Raw genomic sequence first — 18,424 nt, 5'->3', positions numbered from 1 at the left:
AAGCGGCAATTAACCTTCATCAACAAACGGAGACCGCCGCGCTACCCAGGGACAGGAAACTTGCCCAATGCGTTGAGCAGCGAACTGCAGTAGCTATCGAGCACTTAATATCCAGCCGGGAAACTGTGACGATGCAATGATGTCCGCTGAGGGGATTTGACACGCAGCCCCCGCACTGCACAATTCCCTTTTTTGGTAGTTTTTCAAAGTATTTTTTTAATACTGGACCCTCCCCGGTTTCTCGCACCGCCCCGCGCCTGGTTTATGGCGGGCAAGTTCTCGCCGGAGGCCTCCGAGGACACAACGAGGACGGCACTATTGGTCCGTGCAGATGCGTAGCGTGCTTTGGCCCACCTCAATCCAAAATGCGAGGACGGGTCGGCCATCAATGATGTGCGCCGGCCCAGCACGCTGGACCTCGAAACCGTAACGTCGCAACAGACGCTCGACCCCCATAGGGGAAACCGTGATTATTCGTTGCACACCATGACGGGCGGCTTCGGCAAAAACGGCGTCGAGCAACTCGACCACCACCGAGGCCCTGAATTGCGAATTCGCTTTGTCGCGGGTTATAGAGATGTCCGTCGCAGCGAACCGGGACAGCTCCCAGACATGCGGGTCGCAGGGAGGCGCGATGCCCCCCATCAACTGAGGAAAGATCTCGCTGAGAAGATAGGGACGTTCGGTCGTAAGTAATCGCGCCGATCCCACAACTTCGCCCTGCGAGTTGCGCACCACGGCATAGATCGTTTCTTCATTATCAAACTGGTCAAGTTCCAAGCCATGTTGGCCAGTCAAATTCCAACCTAACCTGTCGATGAAGATCCTATGGCGATACCTCGCAAGCGCCCTTACGACACCATTCGCAAGTCTGTTTGACCTTCCAATTAAAATCTCCACACGCCCCCCCTAAAAGTAGTAGGAGCGATTCGACCTCGCAGACAGCTTTGGAGCAACTACCAAATTTAGTAAATGACTTAGCCTTCACGCAAACCTTTCAATATCCAGCGAATCGCGTGCAGCTAAAATTGATTTAAGGGGCCCTCCCGGTTGTTCCGCAACAAATGCAGACAAAGCAGGCATACACGCACCAGCGTGAAAAGCACAATTCACACCAATCGAATAAATCCAACGTGTCATATAATATTTACGAATATCTGGGATTTATGTGATTTTCATATTAGTATTATATAAACATCAGCCCAGAAACCATCCAATATTACACATGCTACTTGTAGCATTTCTGGCGCCCGAACCGGACTTCGGAAAGAGATTGCTGACTAGCATACTCATACCGGGAAGTTGCGGGAGATCGCAACTCCGACCCTGAATTTACCTCAGCCGCAGCTACGGTATTGAGGAAAAAAAAAAGGCCATCACTTTGAGAGAATGGGCTGAGGATCTTTCTACGAGCCTGCTGAAAGCTCAAACACTAGAATCCGCGTTTACCTTGGTTGCAACAGCCGCGACGAAACTCGGGTTCGAGTATTGCGCGTATGGTTTGCGGCTTACATTACCCGTCGTGAAGCCTAGAATTTTACTTTTCAGCAACTATCCATCGGGCTGGAAGCAGCAGTATGAAGCAGCGGACTATGTCGCAATCGACCCTACCGTTCTGCACGGGCGTAGAACACAAACGCCCGTGGTCTGGAGCGATTCGCTGTTCAGGGACACGCCAGAGATATGGGACGGTGCGTGCTCTTTCGGGCTGAGAGCGGGCTGGGCACAATCAAACTTCGATGCCCATGGCGTGGTAGGCATGCTCACGCTGGCTCGGTCAGGCGCACCGGTGAGCGCCAGTGAGCTGCGCGCGAATGATATGAAGATGCGGTACCTCGTCCTCATGTCACATCCTGTACTCGCACAGGCGCTCTTACCGACTCCAGGGAAAAGCTTGCAGATCAATCTGACAGCGCGCGAGGTTGAGATCCTTAAGTGGCTCGCCGACGGCAAAACGTCACGGGATGTATCCGATATCCTTCGAATTTCGTTCGACACGGTGAACTTTCATGTGAAGAACGCTATTGCGAAGTTGGGCGTTACCAACAAGACGGCGGCAGCGGCCCAAGCGATTCTCATGGGCTTGCTGGACTAGCCACCATTTTCCGAGCGCATGCATTCCAAGAGCAGCCACCTCGCGCCCAGTAGCGCAGGCCTTGAGGTTGTTTCAGCAAACCGATTCATCCGGGTTGCGCCATTAGCCAACGGCTGAGGACGCATATTCTGTGCCCCGGGGCATGCCTGTGTCGCCAAATTTGGGCGGCAAGTGTAGCTAATGGAGCGTATGGGATTCGGTCTAATACTCTCAAGAGCACAGATGAAAAAAAACCGGCAGAAATTGATTCTGACGGGATTTTTGACTTTCCAGGACACTCCTGGCTTCGAGCCTATCAACACAAACGAAGTCCATCGGCGATCAGTGCGAAGCGGATAAAGCCGAGGAACATCACGTCTTGTTTCTCGAAACGAGAGACGATGCGCCGTAGCCTTTGAGGCGGCGGAAGAGCCGCTCGACCTCGTTGCGGCGCTCGTACATCTCGCGGTCGTACTCCCAGGGTTCGATCCGGGTCATGAGCGGCGGTACGACGGGGATGGACCCCAGATCGAGCGCGAGCTGTCGCGTCTCGTTGCCCTCGTAGGCTCGCTCCCTCAACAGGTGCAGCGGGCGGTCGGCCCGCCCAATCGTCGCAGCAGCGCGCGGCCTTCTGGCGCATCGTGTGCCTGTCCCGGCGACAGCGAGAACATTATGGCCGTTCGAACATATGCGGCAACCATATGAATTTTGGCGTTCTAGCCACCTCTGGATTTTCCGATGACTGCGGGCCGGCTTTTTAGCGCCCCCGTGCCATCGAGATGCACGTTGATACTCGTGCCGTCGAGCGATACGGCTTCAATCTTGATGCGTACCACCTGAGCACGTCGCGACTGCTCGAACACCCGATCCAGAACGCCCGCCTTGAACCAGCGCTCCCTGCGCGTGTCGATGGTGTGCCAATTGCCGAACCGCTTGGGCAGTCCGCGCCACTTGCAGCCATGCTCTGCGATGTTGTGCACTGCATTCAACACCGTTAGGTTCGGCAGACTGACGTTGCTGTAGAGGGTGCGCCTTGCCGAGCACACCAAAAGAAAACGGCCACCGCGGCGGCCGTCTTCGGGGGTGAAGCTATCTGGACTTACCAGGCAGCGACCACGGCGCCCTTGTACTTGGTCTCGATGAACTGCTTGACGGCCGGGCTGTGATAAACGGCGATCAGCTTGGCGAACTCGGGACGGACCTTGTCCTTTTCGCGCACGACCAGCACGTTGGCATACGGCGAATCCGGCGATTCCTGAGCGATGGCGTCCTTGGCGGGATTCAGGCCGGCTTCCAGCGCGAAGTTGGTGTTCACGGCCGACGCGTCGGTGTCGTCCAGCGAACGCGGCAATTGGGCGGCGTCCAGCTCGATGAAGCGCAGCTTCTTCGGGTTCTCTATCACGTCGATCGGCGTGGCCTTCAGGCCGGCTTCCGGACGCAGCTTGATCAGGCCATTGGCCTGCAGCAGCAGCAGTGCGCGGCCGCCGTTGGTCGGATCGTTCGGTAGCGCGATGCGGGCGCCTTCCTTCAGCTCCGACAGGGACTTGATCTTCTTGCTGTAGATGCCGATCGGGAAGATCACGGTCTTGGCGATGCTGACCAGCTTGTAGCCGCGGTCGGCATTGGCGTTGTCCAGGTAAGGCTGGTGCTGGTAGCTGTTGACGTCCAGGTCGCCCGAGGCCAGCGCCACGTTGGGCTGCACGTAATCCGTGAATTCGATGACCTGGATGTTCAGGCCCTGCTTGGCGGCTTCAGCCTTGACCACGTCGAAGATCTGGGCGTGCGGGCCGGCGGTGACGCCGATCTTCAACGGCTTGTCCTGAGCCAGCGCGGGCTGGGCGAATACGGCGGCGCCCAGGGCGAACGCGGCCAGCGACTTCAAAACCTTGATGCTCATGATGCGATATCCCGAATTACGGAAGTAGGAAGAGAAAAAACCTGCGCCAGAGAAATCAGCGATGCGACATGCGGCGCACGAAGCGGTCGCCAAGGCTCTGGATCGCCTGGACCAATACGATCAGCACGATCACGACCGCGGCCATGACGTCTGATTGGAAACGCTGGTAGCCGTAGCGGATGGCCAGGTCGCCCAGTCCCCCGCCGCCGATGGCGCCGGCCATGGCCGAATAACCGATCAGGCTGACGACGGTGACGATGGTGGCGGCGATCAGGCCCGGCAAGGCTTCGGGCAGCAGCACCTTCATGATGATCTGCATCGGCGATGCGCCCATGGCGCGCGCGGCGGTGATCAATCCGGGATCCACCTCGCGCATGGCGTTTTCAGCGATGCGCGCCATGAAGGGAATCGCCGCGACCGACAAGGGCACGATGGCGGCGGTGGTGCCGATGGAGGTCTGCGCGACCAGGCGCGTGAACGGAATGATCGCGACCATCAGGATCACGAAGGGCACCGAACGGGTGGCGTTGATCACCGCGCCCAGCACGTGATTCACGGGCTGGTTTTCGAGCATGTTGCCGCGCGCCGTCACCGTCAGCGTGACGCCCAGCGGAATGCCGATGACCACCGCGATGGCGCTGGCCACACCCACCATCAGCAGGGTGTCAAGCAGCGACGTAATAAGCAGATCGATCAGTTGCGGACTCATGAGCTATTTCTTCAACGGTAATGTCACGGGCGGCCAGGGCGGCAATTGCGTCCTTGACCGCGGCGGGCGCGCCTTGTGCCAGCACGAACATCGTGCCCACGGCCACGCCCTGGATGTCTTCGACGCGGGCCTGCACCAGGCCCACGTCCAGGGAAAACTGCCTGGACAGGTCGGACAGGAATGCCCCCGACGCGTCCGTGCCGGTCAACGACAGGCGCAGCAGGCGCACGGCCTGGCCGGGCTTGGCGGCGGCCAGCGTTTCGATGCGCGCCTTCACGGCGGCCAGCGTGGCGTCGGTGAGGTCGGATGCGGTGGCCGCCGACACCATGCCGCGCGTCACTTCGTGGCGCGGTTGGGCGAACACCTCGCGGGTGCTGCCGATTTCAACCACTTCGCCCTGCGACAGCACGGCGACGCGGTCGCAGACTTCGCGCACGACTTCCATCTGGTGGGTGATCATGACCACGGTCACGCCGGTCTTGCGATTGATGTCTCGCAGCAAGGCCAGGATGTTGTGGGTGGTTTCCGGGTCCAGCGCGGAGGTGGCTTCGTCGCTGAGCAGGACGTCCGGCTTGTTGGCCAGGGCGCGGGCGATGCCCACGCGCTGCTTCTGGCCGCCGCTGATCTGGCTGGGATAGCGGTCGCGCAGGTGTTCCAGGCCCACCAGCGCAAGCAGGCGCTCCACGCGCGCCGGAATCTCGGCTTTCGACACGCCCGCTATTTCCAGCGGCAAGGCGACATTGCCGTACACGGTGCGGCGCGACAACAGGTTGAAGCCCTGGAACACCATGCCGATGCGGCGGCGCTGGCCGCGCAACTGCGCTTCGTTCAGGCCGGTCAAGGCCTGGCCGCCAATGGCGATCGTGCCTTCGTTCGGGCGTTCCAGCAGGTTGATGCACTGGACCAGCGTGCTTTTACCGGCCCCGCTGGGGCCGATGATGCCGAAGACCTCGCCCTGCTCGATATGCAGGTTGATGCCTCGCAGCGCCTGGAATTCTCCATGCGGCGTGGCATAGGTCTTGGATAGGTTCTCGATGTGAATCATGGCAAGCGATTTTGTATCTTTTCTCTTCTAAAGAGAACGACTGTTTCTTTCATTTTTAATAACTACAAGTAATATAAAACATCGCGGGCGGCCCGGAACATCGCGCGACGCTTCGCGCAATCCGCATTCAGGCAGAAGACACAAAGGGCGGCCTGGAAGGAGAGCCTTCCTGACCGCCCTTTTCGCGACAGCGGCCGGCAAGCGGCCCTGCCGGGTTCAGCGCGCGCGGGAGATGCGGACTTCCGCTCCGCGACGCTTGACTTCCAGTCCTTCGGACGGCGAAATCCGCAGCCCTTCCAGACCCTTGATGTAGCTCGAACCCTGCATCTGCATCACGCGGATCTTGTTGCGCATGACGACCGGGTTATGCACAGGCATGCCGAACATCCAGACCTCGTCCAGGATACGGGCCGAGTTGAACTCGCCCGTATGCTGCGCGGCGGGCCCCAGACAGAGCATGTGCCCTTCGCGGCCGAAAACCGGGAACTGGCCCAGTTCGCAGTCGATTGTCCAGGTGGTGCCGCCTTCGTAGCGATGCCCCGTGTTCAAGTCCCACCAGGCCTCGCCCTTGGGCAGGTACACGCGCACCTGATTGCCGGGCTCGGTCACCGGCGCCACCAGCAGGGCCGGGCCCAGCAGGTATTGCAGGTCCCATTCATGGGCGTGCGGATCGTTCGGGAACGACAGGGCCATGGAACGCTGCACCGGCAAGCCGGTACGCGCCGAGTCCTCGATGGCGCCCAGTACATAGGGCACCAGGCGATAGCGCCACTGCATCCAGGTCCGGACCTGGCCCAGGGTCTCGTCACCGAAATCCCAAGGCATCAGGCCTTCCACGCCCTGGAAGGAAAAATTGGCCGAAAACACGCCCACGGTCAGCCAGCGCAGGTACAGCTCGGACGTCATGCCCGAACGGTCGCCCAGGGCCGAACCGATGCCATGCACCTGCACCGGTACGCCACTGGCGCCGATCGACAGCGACGTGCGCAAGGTGTGGCGCAGCCCGGCCCAGGTGTTTTCAGCCTGAGGTCCCACCTGCCACGGCAGCCGCTGTGCGGCCGGGAACAGGTCGGAACTGGGCACCACGCCTTCCGGCGGCACCTTCAGGCCGGCGACCGCGTCGAACAGCGCGCGGCGCACGAGCAAGGGATACATGGTGCGCAGCGCGGGGCCGGTTTCACCATTGCGGGCCGTCACGCCATCGGGGATGGCGATCTGCGCGTCGCAAGCGGGCGCGTCCAGGCCGTCTTCCACGAGCTGGCGGTGGCGTTCCACCCACAGGTTGTAGATGTCGCGGTAGGTCAGGTCCAGCAGGCCATACGGCTGCCCGGACGTGGCGGCGTTGCCGTCGAACACCTGGGCGGAACCGTCGTCCTTGGCCAGCAGCCAGCCGCGGTCTTCCAGTTCCTCGAACAGCGGGCTGGTCTTGAGCACGCCCGGAAAACCGGAGGCCGCGACATGCACGTTGTGCTTGTGGAACAGGGCCAGCATCTGCTTGGCGTCCGGGAAGCGCTGAGCGTCCCATTCAAAAACCGTCTTGTCGGCCTGGAAACCCCAAGCCGCCGGCTGCGCCAGCGTCACGGCGTCCACGGGGATCTGGTTTTCGCGCATGCGCGCCACCAGGGCCACCGTCTGCGTCGGCATCTCGCCCGCGGCCTGCTGCAGCCACGCGCCCATCGCCCACAACACGGGCTGCCCGGCACGGCCGGTCAGCGCGGTGTACTGGTTCAGGATTTCAGCGGGTTCGCCAGCGAACAGGAAGAGATCGAGGACGGCGTCGTCCACGGTCAGCACATAGGCCGAATCCGCGGGCGCGACGCCCACGGAATGTTCGACTCGGCGCATCGTGTTGGTATAAACCCCCCAACCGCGCGGGCTCCATGCCAGCGGCAAGGCGCGATGCTCGGGATCGTCCGACACGACGGATTCCTCGCGGCGGTTCAGGTCGCCCGGCGTTTCGCCCAGGCCGAAGACGCGTTCGTCGGCCTGCAGGGTGAAGCCCGCCGTCCAGACGGCGTCGTCGGCCTGGTCCAGCGCGTTGTGCCCGAATGCGGGCGTATGCGTGGAAACCTCGGACTCGAACACCCGCTCGTCGTTGCGGTATAACGCCACGCGCACGGGGCCGGTCTGGATCTCGAGGGCAACGTCGCCCTGGGTGATCCGCCAGCCATCCCCGCCTTCGCGGGGCGCGATGGCGGCCTCGCTCACGGCCTCTTGGCGCGCGAGCAGCATCTCGGCCACGGCGCGCGCACGCGCGCCGGGCTTGTCATCATTGAAGTGGTTCGCCTCGCCGCAGCGCAGGCGAAAAACACCAGGCGCATGCGCCTCGACTACCAGGTGCAACCCATCGCCCGCGTCGAAATCGATGCGACTGGGGCGGGACGTCAGCAGCTCGATATTATCGAGCTGGGTAGTATGGGCAAAGTCGAACTTGGGCGGCACAGAGCATCCCCCGGCTTAAGCCAAAAACCATCAAAAGACGCTATTTTGACGGATTTGGGCTTTGAAATAAACTCGGTCCCTCTTTTGGACGGCAATCTCATCCATAAAAGGGGCATAAAGCCCTCGGCAAGCCCCCGGCTGCGTAGTCGCCGCCGAGTCGCCGAAACGCCAACTCTGAAGCCAATTACGGCCTATTGGCGCCAAATCCTGGCATTTCCTGCAATTCTACGCCACCCGGTCTGGGTGCTCTGGTGTGCGCCCATTTTTTTTTCATCGCGGTGAAATAAGTTGGGCCAGATCGGTTTCCAGCGGCGATGGTTCGCCCGAAAGGTCCGCCGCGATCAGATCGCCCATCAGCGCCGACCATGACAGCCCGCGCGAGGCATACCCGGCTGCCAGCCACAGTCCCGGCGCATGCGGCAATTCACCCACGGCCGGCAGGCGGCCGGGCAGCACGGCGCGCCATCCCGCCCAGCCAGGCAGGCTGCCGGGAACCAGCGCGTCGAAGTCCGGCAATGGGCCGCTCAGCAGCCCGGCGGCCTTGCCCAGGGTGACGCGCTGGCCTTCAACCCCGATCCGCGCTTCGGCCGCGTCGTGCACGTAGGTGCTGCCGACAACGCAACCCGCGCCCACGTCGGGCAGCAGATAGCCTTCGCCGCCCACGATGCAGCGGGGTCCGCCCCCCAGCGCCGCCGCCGGCACCAGCGTGACCTCCCCCGCCAGCGCATGCATCTGCGCCACCCTGGGCAAGGGGCCAAGCAGGCCGCTATCCGACAACACCCCGCGGGCGCCGGCCGCATTGGCGAGGATCACGGTATCCGCCCGCGCCAGTTCGGCGCCGGAGGCGTCCCGCGCGCTCCAGCCTTGCCCCGCCGGGACGACGCGCGCCACCTCGCCCGGCAACACCGCCACGCCGGCGGTCGCCAGCAGGGCCTCGATCAGCAGGCCAGGCTGCACCAGCATGCCCTGCGCAAAGAATGCGCCACCGCGCGCCACTGGCAGACCGGCCAATGCACTGGCTTCGTCGCGGTCCACCTGGCGCACCCATTCCGCCGGAAAGGCCAGGGCCTCCAGGGTGCCGGCCAGCGCCGCCGAACGGCCCGCGTCGCGCTCCACCTGAACCGTGCCGCACACCCGGGGCGCCGCGCCCCCCGGCAAGCCTTGCCAACGCGCCAGGGCCCGCTCGCTGCCCGCCCGCGACAGGCGCGCGCGAGCATTGTCGTCGCGCGCCAGGACGGGCGTCAGCGCCGCAGCCAGGTGGCCCGCATGCGTGGGCGCGCCATGCGCCCTGCCCGCATCCAGCACGGTGACGCGCCAGCCGCGGCCCGCCAGCGCCTGCGCAATGCCCGCGCCCGCCAGCCCCGCCCCCACCACCACCGCGTGGCGTTGGACGGCGCGCGGGGCTGGCGCGGCGCTGCGGCCTTCCGCGCCCGCCACGCCTGCCGTCATATGCCATTTGCCCCCGTAGCCGGGCGCGCGCCGCACATCGAATCCGGCTTCCTGCAAGGTCTGGCGCAATGCGCCGGTGCATGCCCAGGTAGCGACGGTGGCGCCCGGCGCAGCCAATGCGGCAAGGGCGCGCATCAGGGACAAGTCCCACATCCGGGGATTGCGCTCGGGCGCAAAACCGTCCAGAAAAAACGCGTCCACGCGCGCCTTCAGGCGGGGCGCCAGAACCTGCGCGTCACCGAAACCCAGCGTCAAGGTGACCGCGCCGTTCTCGAACTCCAGCCGGTGCAGGCCCGGCAGCAGCGCGGGCCACTGCGCGGCAAGACGCTCCGCGAGTTCCGCCAGCGGCTCGGGCACATAACGCGTCAGCAGCGCGGCCAGGTCCGCGCGCGAGAATGGATGCCCCTCCAGGGACACGACGTGCAGGGCCGCCGGCCGTTGCGGATCGTCGCGCCAGGCTTTCCACAGCGCCAGGAAGTTAAGCCCCAAGCCAAACCCCGTTTCACAAACGGTGAACGAGCCCCGTCCGCGCCAGCGCCCGGGCAGCCCGTTACCTCGCAGAAACACGTGCTCGGCCTGCCCCAGCCCCCCTGAAGGCGAGTGATAGACGTCGCCATATACAGGGCTGAAGAGCCTGCCGTCCGCATCGTGAGCAACCACCGCGGGAGTCAGGGGAACGTAAGTCGCAGACATGGGGTCCAGGAAAAAACAAAGTTGGTATAAGCGCGGATTATCGGTCCTTGGGCCGCCTCGCGTTGGATGGACGCCACGCGGCGCCACGGATTAGGCCCATTGCCACGGGTTTGACGCATACATGGGCTTACACTGGTTTCATGGATACCTACGATCAGCCCCAATCGCTGGCCTCGCCCATCGACCTGTGCGCCGCGATCGACGCGGCCGTCACCGCAGCCCATGCAGGCGCCGCCATTCTGCAATCCTACGCGCACCATCGCGCCGATCTCGTGATCGACCGCAAGGCGCGCAACGATCTTGTGTCTCAAGCGGACCGAGAGGCGGAAGCCGCCATCATCCAGGAACTGAAAACCCGCACGCCCAAGTTCGGCATCGTCGCCGAAGAAACCGGCGGCAGGGTCCAAGGCGTTGCCACCTGGTACATCGACCCGCTGGACGGCACCACCAATTTCCTACACGACATCCCCCATTACGCGGTGTCCATCGCCCTCATCGCGCAGGCCGGTACGCAGATATCCGCGAACGAGACCCTGACGGAAGACACGCCGGTCATCGGCGTGGTCTACGACCCGTGCCGCGAAGAACTGTTCACCGCGGTGTATGGAATCGGCGCCTGGCTCAACGGGCGGCGCATCACCTGCTCGCGCACGCAGACGATCGAAGACGCCGTGCTGGCCACGGGGTTTCCCTTCCGCGATTTCTCTTTTGCCGCGCAGTACATGCCCATGCTGCATGACGCCATCAACCGCGCGCGCGGCGTGCGCCGCATGGGCGCGGCCGCGCTGGATCTGGCCTGGACCGCTTGCGGCCGCTACGACGGCTATTGGGAAATGGGCCTGGCGCCCTGGGACGTTGCCGCCGGCACCCTGATTCTGCGCGAGGCGGGCGGCGCCTGTTCAGACATGCACGGGAAAGACCCCTGGCCGATCGGCGGGCGCGTCGTGGCGGGCAACCCCGCCATCGAACGCGCGCTGCACGAGATGATCGCGCCCCACCTGGACAAGAAGGGCTGACGCGCCCTTTCGCCGTTTCGTCTCAGGGCGGCGTGGGCGCGGCCACCTGCGCATCGGGCCGCAGTTCGCGGCGCAGGATCTTGCCCACGTTGCTCTTGGGCAGTTCGTCGCGGAACTCCACGAAGCGCGGACGCTTGTAGCCCGTCAGTTTTTCCTTGCACCACGCCTGCACCTGCGCCTCGGTCAGCGACGGGTCTTTCTTCACGACGAACACCTTGACCGCTTCGCCGGAGTGTTCGTCCGGCACGCCGATGGCCGCGCATTCCAGCACCCCGGGGTGCTGCGCCACGGCGGCCTCGACCTCGTTCGGATAGACCTTGAATCCGGACACCGCGATCATGTCCTTCTTGCGGTCCACGATGCGCGTATAGCCTTGCTCGTCCATGATGCCGATGTCGCCCGTGCGGAAAAACCCGTCGGCGGTCATCGAATCCCGCGTTTCATCGGGCTTCTGCCAATAGCCCAGCATGACCTGCGGCCCGCGGATGCCGACTTCGCCGCGCTCGCCCAGCGGCACTTCGTGGCCGGCGTCGTCCAGGATCGCGACATCCGTGGACGGCAAGGGCAAGCCGATGGAACCGGAATACGCCGTCGCGTTGGTGGGATTCACCGTCGCCACGGGCGAGGTCTCGGACAGTCCGTAGCCTTCGATCAAGGGACGGCCGGTGATCTTCAGCCAGCGTTCGGCCACCTGCTGCTGCACCGCCATCCCGCCGCCGAGGGTCAGCCGCAGGCCGGAAAAATCGAGTCGGGCGAATTCCTCGTTGTGCGCCAGCGCGTTGAACAGCGTATTGACGCCGGGGAACACGTTGACGGGCACCTTGCGCCACGCGTTGATCAGCGAAGGCTGGTCGCGCGGGTTGATGATGAGCACGTTGCGCATCCCCGCATGCAGGGCATACAGGCCGCACACCGTCATGGCGAACACGTGGTACAGCGGCAGCGCGCTGATGATGGTGAGCTGCTGGTCCGCCAGGTCGTGGATGACCGGTTGCGCCACCGCCTCGGTTTGCAGCACGTTGGCCACCAGGTTGCGATGCGACAGCATGGCGCCCTTGGGGACGCCGGTGGTGCCGCCCGTGTACTGCAGCACCGCCACGTCATCCATCGACAGGGATGGCGGGTTGAACGGCAGGTGCGCGCCTTCGTGCAGTATCTTTGGCAGCGAATGCGCGCCGTCGATATGCCATGCCGGAACGATCTTCTTGATATAGCGGGCGCCCAGGTTGACCAGCGGCGCCTTCAGGCCGCCGAGCAGATCGCCGGGACCGGTCACGACGATATGCTTGAGCTGGCCGCGGTCGGCCACGCGCTGCAAGGTATGCGCGAAATTCTCCAGGATGACGATGACCGACGCGCCGCTGTCCAGCAGTTGCCGCTGCAGCTCTTCGGGGGTGTACAGCGGATTCACGTTCACGACGACCAGGCCCGCCCGCAGCGTGCCCAGCATGCCGACCAGATAGGCCGGCACGTTGGGCATCATCAGCGCCACCCGCGCGCCTTTGGGCAGGCCCAGGCTTTGCAGCCAGGCCGCGAATGCCCGCCCATGGGCATCGAGTTGGGCATAGGTGATGTCGCTGCCCATCGCCGTGCAGGCGATGCGCGGCGCATATTGCTTGCAGGCCCGGTCCAGCAGGTCGGTCAGCGAGGCATAGCCTTCGGTGGAGATCTCCGCCGGAACGCCTTGCGGGTAATGTGCAAGCCACGGACGCGTCATGGTATTTGTCTCCATTAAATAGATTTTTGATTGATGATACCCTTGTTGCGTTCCCTATATTCCGCCCGAGTTCCCCATGAAACTCCTTGAACCCATCGTCGCCTGGCATCACGATATTTCCAAGATCCGCCGGGACATCCACGCGCACCCCGAACTGGCATTCGAAGAATTCCGCACCGCCGACGTGGTGGCGGCCAAGCTCGAGGAATGGGGCATCGAGATCCATCGGGGGCTGGGCGGGACGGGCGTCGTCGGCATCATCCGCGGCAACCAGCCGGGCGATCGCGCCGTCGGCCTGCGCGCCGACATGGACGCGCTGCCCATGCAAGAGGTCAACACCTTCGCGCACGCCAGCAAGAACGACGGCAAGATGCACGCCTGCGGCCATGACGGCCACACCGCGATGCTGCTGGCCGCGGCGCAATACCTGTCGCAGCACCGCGATTACGCCGGCATCGTCTACGTGATCTTCCAGCCCGCCGAAGAAGGCGGCGGCGGCGCCAAGCGCATGATCGACGACGGCCTGTTCACGCGTTTCCCGATGGAAGCGGTGTTCGGCATGCACAACTGGCCCGGCATGAAGCCCGGCCAGTTCGGCCTGACGCCCGGCCCCATCATGGCGTCCAGCAATGAATTCTCGATCACCGTGAAAGGCAAGGGCACGCACGCCGGCATGCCCAACCTGGGCGTCGACCCGGTCATGGCGGCGGTGCAACTGGCGCAATCGCTGCAGACCATCATCACGCGCAACCGCAATCCGCTGGATGCGGCCGTGCTCAGCATCACGCAGATCCACGCCGGCAGCGCCGACAACGTCGTGCCCAACCACGCCGAACTGCGCGGCACGGTGCGCACCTTCACGCTGGATGTGCTGGACCTGATCGAACGCCGTATGGAAGAGATCTCCCGTCACACGTGCGCGGCCATGGATTGCGAAGTGGACTTCAAGTTCCAGCGCAACTATCCGCCCACCATCAACCACCCCGGCGAAGCCGAATTCTGCGCCGACGTGCTGCGCGACATCGTGGGGGAAGCCAACGTCAACGCCAACGTGCAGCCGACCATGGGCGCGGAAGACTTTGCCTTCATGCTGCAGGAACTGCCGGGCTGTTACGTCTGGATCGGCAACGGCACGGGCGACCACCGCGACAGCGGCCACGGACTGGGCCCCTGCATGCTGCATAACGGCAGCTACGACTTCAACGACGAATTGCTGCCGCTGGGCGGCACCTACTGGGTTCAACTGGCGCTCAAGCGGCTGGCCAAGGCCTGATCAACCGGCTAGCCGCCGTCGTCTGTCCCGACCGCCAGGCACATGGCCAGGAAGCGTTCGGCGGCGCGGGCGGCGGCGTCCGCATGCGGCACCAGGATGCTCAGGGTGCGCGTCAGCGGCTTGGGCGCCAGGCGCAAGGCCGCCAAGGCCCCGTCCTCGTGGCGCATGGACATGACGGACACAAAGCCCACCCCCAGCCCCGCCCGCACGGCCTGCTTCACGCCCTCGACGCCGGCCAGTTCCAAGCCGACCGATGGCGCCAGGCCCGCGTCCGAGAAAGCGCGCTCCACCAGCCGGCGCACGCCTGAACCAGGTTCGCGCATGACCAGCGCGGATGCGGCCAGATCGTGCAGCGTCACCGCCTCTTTACCCGCCAGCGGGTGATCCGCGCGCACGATTGCCACCACCTCGTCCTGCCGCCACGCATGCACCGCCGTATCGGCCGGCAGCCCCGCGGGCACATCCCCCTCGATGAACGCCAGGTCCAGCGCGGGCAGGCGTTCCACGATTTCGCGCGTATTGCCGTCGGACAAGTGCAGGCTCACCGCCGGGAAAGCATGGCGGAAGTCCGCCACCAGGCGCGGCAGCAGATAACTGGCGGGGGTGGTGCTGGCGCCCAGGCGCAGCGCGCCCGTTTCCAGCCCGCGCCAGGATTCGCGCACCGCCTGAGCCTGGCGGTAGACCTGGCGTAGCTGGCGAGCCTGCTCGGCCAGGCGCTCGCCGGCGAGGGTCAGCGCAATGCCATGCCCGCTGCGGCGGTACAAGGGTTCGCCAAACCACTCCTGCAGCATGCGCAACTGGCCAGAAACGGCGGGCTGAGACAGATTCAGCACCTGCGCCGCACGGCTGATGTTGCCGGTATCGGCGACACAGGCAAAGGTGAGCAACTGGTCCGGTGTCATGGCGATTAAATATAAGAATTCCCGATATTACATATTTAAATTAAAGATTTTTCAAATATTTTTGGAAGATTTAATATTTCGCCTAGTTATTTAGATATGCCCACAGGGCCAGTCATGAGCACCTCCACCAGTACCGCCGCCGTCCCCCTCCCCGCCAGCCCCGCCGCCGCCGCGGCGCCGGCCGCCATCGCGACGCCCTGGCGCGACAGGCTCAACGGTGTGCTGTTCGTGGGGCTGATGGCCGGCGCGGTGATGCAACTGGCCGACCTGCCCTTCATCCGCCAGTTGGGCTTTTCGCCGCTGGTAGTGGGCATCGTCTGCGGCATGCTGTACGGCAATTTCCTCCGGGGCACCATGCCCACCGGGTGGGGCGTGGGTGTGAATTTCACGGCGCGGCGCCTGCTGCGCATCGCCGTCGCCTTCTATGGCCTGAATATCAGCATCCAGCAAATCGCTGCTGTCGGCCTGCCCGGTTTGGCGGTCTCCGTGGCGGTGGTGCTGGGTACCCTTCTGATCGGCACCGTGGTCGGCCAGCGCGTGCTGGGCCTGGACCGCGACACCGCCATGCTCACCGCGGCCGGCAGCGCGATCTGCGGCGCGGCCGCCGTGCTGGCATTCGAGCCCACATTGCGCGCCGCCCCCCACAAGAGCGCGGTGGCGGTGGCCACCGTGGTGCTGTTCGGCACTCTGTCCATGTTCCTGTACCCCGTGCTTTATCACGCAGGCTGGCTCAATTTCGACACCCAGGCGCTCGGTATCTATATCGGCGGCACCATCCATGAAGTGGCCCAGGTCGTCGGCGCCGCCAGCAATATCGACCCCGCCACCACGGAAGTCGCCACCATCGTCAAGATGACCCGCGTGGCGCTGCTCGTCCCGGTTCTGCTGGTGCTGGGCATGTACCTGCGCAGCGCGGCCGCCCAGGCGGGCAGCCAGGAAAAAGGCGCCAAGCTGCCCATTCCCTGGTTCGCGGTCGGCTTCCTGGTGCTCGCCATCATCAATTCGCTCAACATCATCCCGCCCGACGCCATTGCGGCCGTCCGCCGCCTGGACGTCTTCGCATTGACCATGGCCATGACCGCGCTGGGTATCGAAACCCGCTTCGCTCAAATCAGAAAGGCCGGTCCGCGCGTGATGGCTTTGGGCCTGATTCTGTACGCCTGGCTGTTGGTTGGCGGCTACGGGATCGTGAAGCTCGCCAGCTAATCCACGCCCCGCCGCCATCGAGCATGGCGGCGGGGCGCTGGCGCGCACGCCGCTGTCTCGTTTTTCCTGCATAATCGGCTGGTTCCCTTGCGTTGGAGTCGGCCGCATGACCTCCAGTACCAAAACCCCGTTTACGACTCTGCCTGCCCATCGCGACGTGGTGTTGCGCGTCATGCCGATGCCGGCCGATGCAAACATTCACGGGGACGTTTTTGGCGGCTGGATCATGGCCCAGGTCGACATCGCCGGATCGATCCCCGCCGCCCGGCGCGCCGCTGGCCGCGTGGCCACCGTGGCGGTCAACGCCTTCCAGTTCAAAGAACCCGTATTCGTGGGGGACCTGCTCAGTTTCTACGCGTCCATCGCCAAGACCGGCACCACATCGATCACGGTGTCGGTCGAGGTCTACGCGGAACGCCAGCGGCTGGACGCCGAGGTCGTCAAGGTCACCGAGGCCACGCTGACCTACGTCGCCACCGACGAAGCGCGGCGCAGCCGCCCCCTTCCCATACTTTGAGCCGTAACGCATGACGCAGTCCGCCGCCGCGCAGAAACCGCCCGCGACGCCTCGCCGCCTCGACCCGGAAGACGCCCAGACCGCCCTGGCCGAAGTGCAGGAACGCCTGCGCCGCCAGCAGTTGGTCGCGGACCTGGTGCATCGCCAGGAAGAAGGCGACGCCAAGGCGACGCTGGTCGAAGACCTGGTGCATCGCCAGCACGAAGCCGAACTCAAGACGCTGCTGGATGGCCTGCATCCGGCCGACATCGCCTTCATCCTGGAATCGTTGCCCAAGGACGAGCGCCAGTCCATCTGGAAGCTGGTCAGCCCCGAGCACGACGCCGACGTCCTGCTGGAAGTGGAAGACTGGGTCCGGGAATCGCTGATCGAGGCGATGGACCGCCAAGACCTGGTCGCAGCCACCGGCAGCATGGATGCCGACGAGCTGGCCGACCTGGCGCCCGACCTGCCGCCCGACGTGGTGGCGGAAGTACAGAAAGGCCTGACCGACGAAGAACGCGCGCAACTGCTGGAAGCCATGGGCTATCCGGAAGACAGCGTGGGCGCGATCATGGACTTCGAGATGGTGCGCGTGCGCGAGGACGTCACTCTGGAAGTCGTGCTGCGTTATCTGCGCCGCCTGCACGAGCTGCCCGACCACACCGACCAGATCTTCGTGGTGGACCGCCAGGACAAGCTGCAAGGCATCCTGCCCCTATCGCGCCTGCTGGTCAGCGAGCCCGAAACCGAAGTGCGCGCCGTGATGAATTCGGACTTCCTGGCGCTGAACCCGCTGGACTCCGACGCCGATGCCGCTGGCGCGTTCGAACGCTACGACCTGGTCTCCGCCCCCGTGATGGACGACCAGGGCCGCCTGATCGGCCGGGTCACCATCGCCGACGTGGTGGACGTGATGCGCGAAGACTCGCAAGAGCAGGCGCTGTCCCGGGCCGGCCTGCAAGAGGAAGACATCTTCGCGCCGGTCACCACCGCGCTGCGCAACCGCGCCCCCTGGCTGCTCTTTAACCTCTGTACCGCCGCCACGGCCTCGTTCGTGGCCTCCCGGTTCGAGGGCACGGTCAGCCAGATCGTCATCCTGGCGTTTCTGATGTCGATCGTGGCGGGCATCGGCGGCAACTCGGGCAATCAGACCATGACGCTCATCATCCGGGCGCTGGCCATGGGCCGGATCACCGGGCGCAATCTATGGCAACTGGTGAAGCGCGAACTGTTCGTGACCCTGCTGGTGGGACTGTGCGGCAGCGTCGTGGCCGCCCTGTTCGCCTGGGTGATCTCGCGCTCGATGTCCATCGCGCTGGTCATGATGGCCGCCATGATCTGCAACATGCTGGTCGGCGCATCGGTCGGGGTGCTGGTGCCGATGGTGCGGGCGCGCTTCGGCAAGGATCCGGCGATGGGGTCTTCGGTGTTGCTTACCTTCGCCACCGATTCCCTGGGGTTTTTCATCTTTCTGGGCCTGGCGACGATCTTTCTACTGTAGC

The 18,424-nt window shown here is 64.2% G+C and carries 14 protein-coding genes and 1 pseudogene; 6 read left to right on the top strand and 9 right to left on the bottom strand.

Annotated features, from left to right (window positions below; genetic code table 11):
- Positions 1–315: 315 nt before the first annotated feature.
- Positions 316–900, bottom strand: coding sequence for an acyl-homoserine-lactone synthase (locus ASE30_RS25665; RefSeq protein WP_057287109.1), 585 nt, complete (start codon positions 898–900; stop codon positions 316–318).
- 481 nt (positions 901–1,381) lie between these two features.
- Between ASE30_RS25665 and ASE30_RS25660 the strand changes: the two genes are divergently transcribed.
- Positions 1,382–2,095: an autoinducer binding domain-containing protein gene (locus tag ASE30_RS25660; RefSeq protein WP_057287108.1), complete on the top strand. Its 714-nt coding sequence runs from the start codon at positions 1,382–1,384 to the stop codon at positions 2,093–2,095.
- A 295-nt stretch (positions 2,096–2,390) separates the two neighbouring features.
- Here ASE30_RS25660 and ASE30_RS29085 read toward each other — a convergent pair.
- From ASE30_RS29085 to mnmD, 6 genes and pseudogenes are all read right to left on the bottom strand, one after another.
- Positions 2,391–3,123 (bottom strand): annotated as a pseudogene (locus tag ASE30_RS29085) (IS5 family transposase).
- 50 nt (positions 3,124–3,173) lie between these two features.
- Positions 3,174–3,971, bottom strand: coding sequence for a MetQ/NlpA family ABC transporter substrate-binding protein (locus ASE30_RS25645; RefSeq protein ID WP_057287107.1), 798 nt, complete (start codon positions 3,969–3,971; stop codon positions 3,174–3,176).
- 55 nt (positions 3,972–4,026) lie between these two features.
- A complete protein-coding gene (locus ASE30_RS25640) occupies positions 4,027–4,680 on the bottom strand; it encodes a methionine ABC transporter permease (RefSeq protein ID WP_057287106.1) in 654 nt (217 codons plus the stop codon).
- A complete protein-coding gene (locus ASE30_RS25635) occupies positions 4,637–5,725 on the bottom strand; it encodes a methionine ABC transporter ATP-binding protein (protein ID WP_057287105.1) in 1,089 nt (362 codons plus the stop codon). The genes ASE30_RS25640 and ASE30_RS25635 overlap by 44 nt, the downstream gene beginning before the upstream one ends.
- A 216-nt stretch (positions 5,726–5,941) precedes the next feature.
- Positions 5,942–8,167: a TIM-barrel domain-containing protein gene (locus ASE30_RS25630; RefSeq protein WP_057287104.1), complete on the bottom strand. Its 2,226-nt coding sequence runs from the start codon at positions 8,165–8,167 to the stop codon at positions 5,942–5,944.
- Between the two features lie 270 nt (positions 8,168–8,437).
- Positions 8,438–10,309: a tRNA (5-methylaminomethyl-2-thiouridine)(34)-methyltransferase MnmD gene (gene mnmD / locus ASE30_RS25625; protein ID WP_057287103.1), complete on the bottom strand. Its 1,872-nt coding sequence runs from the start codon at positions 10,307–10,309 to the stop codon at positions 8,438–8,440.
- 140 nt (positions 10,310–10,449) lie between these two features.
- On the opposite strand from mnmD, the gene ASE30_RS25620 reads away from it, so the two are divergent.
- A complete protein-coding gene (locus tag ASE30_RS25620; protein WP_057287102.1) occupies positions 10,450–11,325 on the top strand; it encodes an inositol monophosphatase family protein in 876 nt (291 codons plus the stop codon).
- A gap of 22 nt (positions 11,326–11,347) precedes the next feature.
- Here ASE30_RS25620 and ASE30_RS25615 read toward each other — a convergent pair whose 3' ends face one another.
- On the bottom strand, positions 11,348–13,042 hold the full coding sequence (locus ASE30_RS25615; RefSeq protein ID WP_057287101.1) for an AMP-binding protein: 1,695 nt from the start codon (positions 13,040–13,042) through the stop codon (positions 11,348–11,350).
- A gap of 76 nt (positions 13,043–13,118) precedes the next feature.
- Here ASE30_RS25615 and ASE30_RS25610 point away from each other — a divergent pair, with 76 nt between their 5' ends.
- Positions 13,119–14,315, top strand: coding sequence for a M20 aminoacylase family protein (locus ASE30_RS25610; protein ID WP_057287100.1), 1,197 nt, complete (start codon positions 13,119–13,121; stop codon positions 14,313–14,315).
- Positions 14,316–14,323: 8 nt separating this feature from the next.
- Here ASE30_RS25610 and ASE30_RS25605 read toward each other — a convergent pair whose 3' ends face one another.
- Positions 14,324–15,217, bottom strand: a complete 894-nt coding sequence (locus ASE30_RS25605) for a LysR family transcriptional regulator (RefSeq protein WP_057287099.1) — start codon at positions 15,215–15,217, stop codon at positions 14,324–14,326.
- 114 nt (positions 15,218–15,331) lie between these two features.
- Here ASE30_RS25605 and ASE30_RS25600 point away from each other — a divergent pair, with 114 nt between their 5' ends.
- The 3 genes from ASE30_RS25600 to mgtE all read left to right on the top strand — a co-directional run bounded on the left by ASE30_RS25600 (position 15,332) and on the right by mgtE (position 18,423).
- Positions 15,332–16,423 carry a YeiH family protein gene (locus ASE30_RS25600; RefSeq protein WP_156407765.1) on the top strand — a complete coding sequence of 364 codons (1,092 nt, stop codon included), beginning with the start codon at positions 15,332–15,334 and terminating at the stop codon, positions 16,421–16,423.
- Positions 16,424–16,529: 106 nt separating this feature from the next.
- On the top strand, positions 16,530–16,940 hold the full coding sequence (locus ASE30_RS25595) for an acyl-CoA thioesterase (RefSeq protein WP_057287098.1): 411 nt from the start codon (positions 16,530–16,532) through the stop codon (positions 16,938–16,940).
- A 10-nt stretch (positions 16,941–16,950) separates the two neighbouring features.
- Positions 16,951–18,423 carry a magnesium transporter gene (gene mgtE, locus ASE30_RS25590; RefSeq protein WP_057287097.1) on the top strand — a complete coding sequence of 491 codons (1,473 nt, stop codon included), beginning with the start codon at positions 16,951–16,953 and terminating at the stop codon, positions 18,421–18,423.
- Position 18,424: the final 1 nt, after the last annotated feature.

The sequence above is a fragment of the Achromobacter sp. Root83 genome (assembly GCF_001428845.1).
Lineage (GTDB): Bacteria > Pseudomonadota > Gammaproteobacteria > Burkholderiales > Burkholderiaceae_B > Achromobacter.
This window is presented reverse-complemented; position numbering and strand designations above follow the sequence as displayed.

What these genes read in the sequence shown, in the direction of transcription:
- ASE30_RS25645 (WP_057287107.1), bottom strand. Translation starts at nt 3,971, where the DNA reads ATGAGCATCAAGGTTTTGAAGTCGCTGGCCGCGTTCGCCCTGGGCGCC.
- ASE30_RS25640 (WP_057287106.1), bottom strand. Translation starts at nt 4,680, where the DNA reads ATGAGTCCGCAACTGATCGATCTGCTTATTACGTCGCTGCTTGACACC.
- ASE30_RS25635 (WP_057287105.1), bottom strand. Translation starts at nt 5,725, where the DNA reads ATGATTCACATCGAGAACCTATCCAAGACCTATGCCACGCCGCATGGA.
- mnmD (WP_057287103.1), bottom strand. Translation starts at nt 10,309, where the DNA reads ATGTCTGCGACTTACGTTCCCCTGACTCCCGCGGTGGTTGCTCACGAT.
- ASE30_RS25620 (WP_057287102.1), top strand. Translation starts at nt 10,450, where the DNA reads ATGGATACCTACGATCAGCCCCAATCGCTGGCCTCGCCCATCGACCTG.
- ASE30_RS25615 (WP_057287101.1), bottom strand. Translation starts at nt 13,042, where the DNA reads ATGACGCGTCCGTGGCTTGCACATTACCCGCAAGGCGTTCCGGCGGAG.
- ASE30_RS25610 (WP_057287100.1), top strand. Translation starts at nt 13,119, where the DNA reads ATGAAACTCCTTGAACCCATCGTCGCCTGGCATCACGATATTTCCAAG.
- ASE30_RS25605 (WP_057287099.1), bottom strand. Translation starts at nt 15,217, where the DNA reads ATGACACCGGACCAGTTGCTCACCTTTGCCTGTGTCGCCGATACCGGC.
- ASE30_RS25600 (WP_156407765.1), top strand. Translation starts at nt 15,332, where the DNA reads ATGAGCACCTCCACCAGTACCGCCGCCGTCCCCCTCCCCGCCAGCCCC.
- ASE30_RS25595 (WP_057287098.1), top strand. Translation starts at nt 16,530, where the DNA reads ATGACCTCCAGTACCAAAACCCCGTTTACGACTCTGCCTGCCCATCGC.
- mgtE (WP_057287097.1), top strand. Translation starts at nt 16,951, where the DNA reads ATGACGCAGTCCGCCGCCGCGCAGAAACCGCCCGCGACGCCTCGCCGC.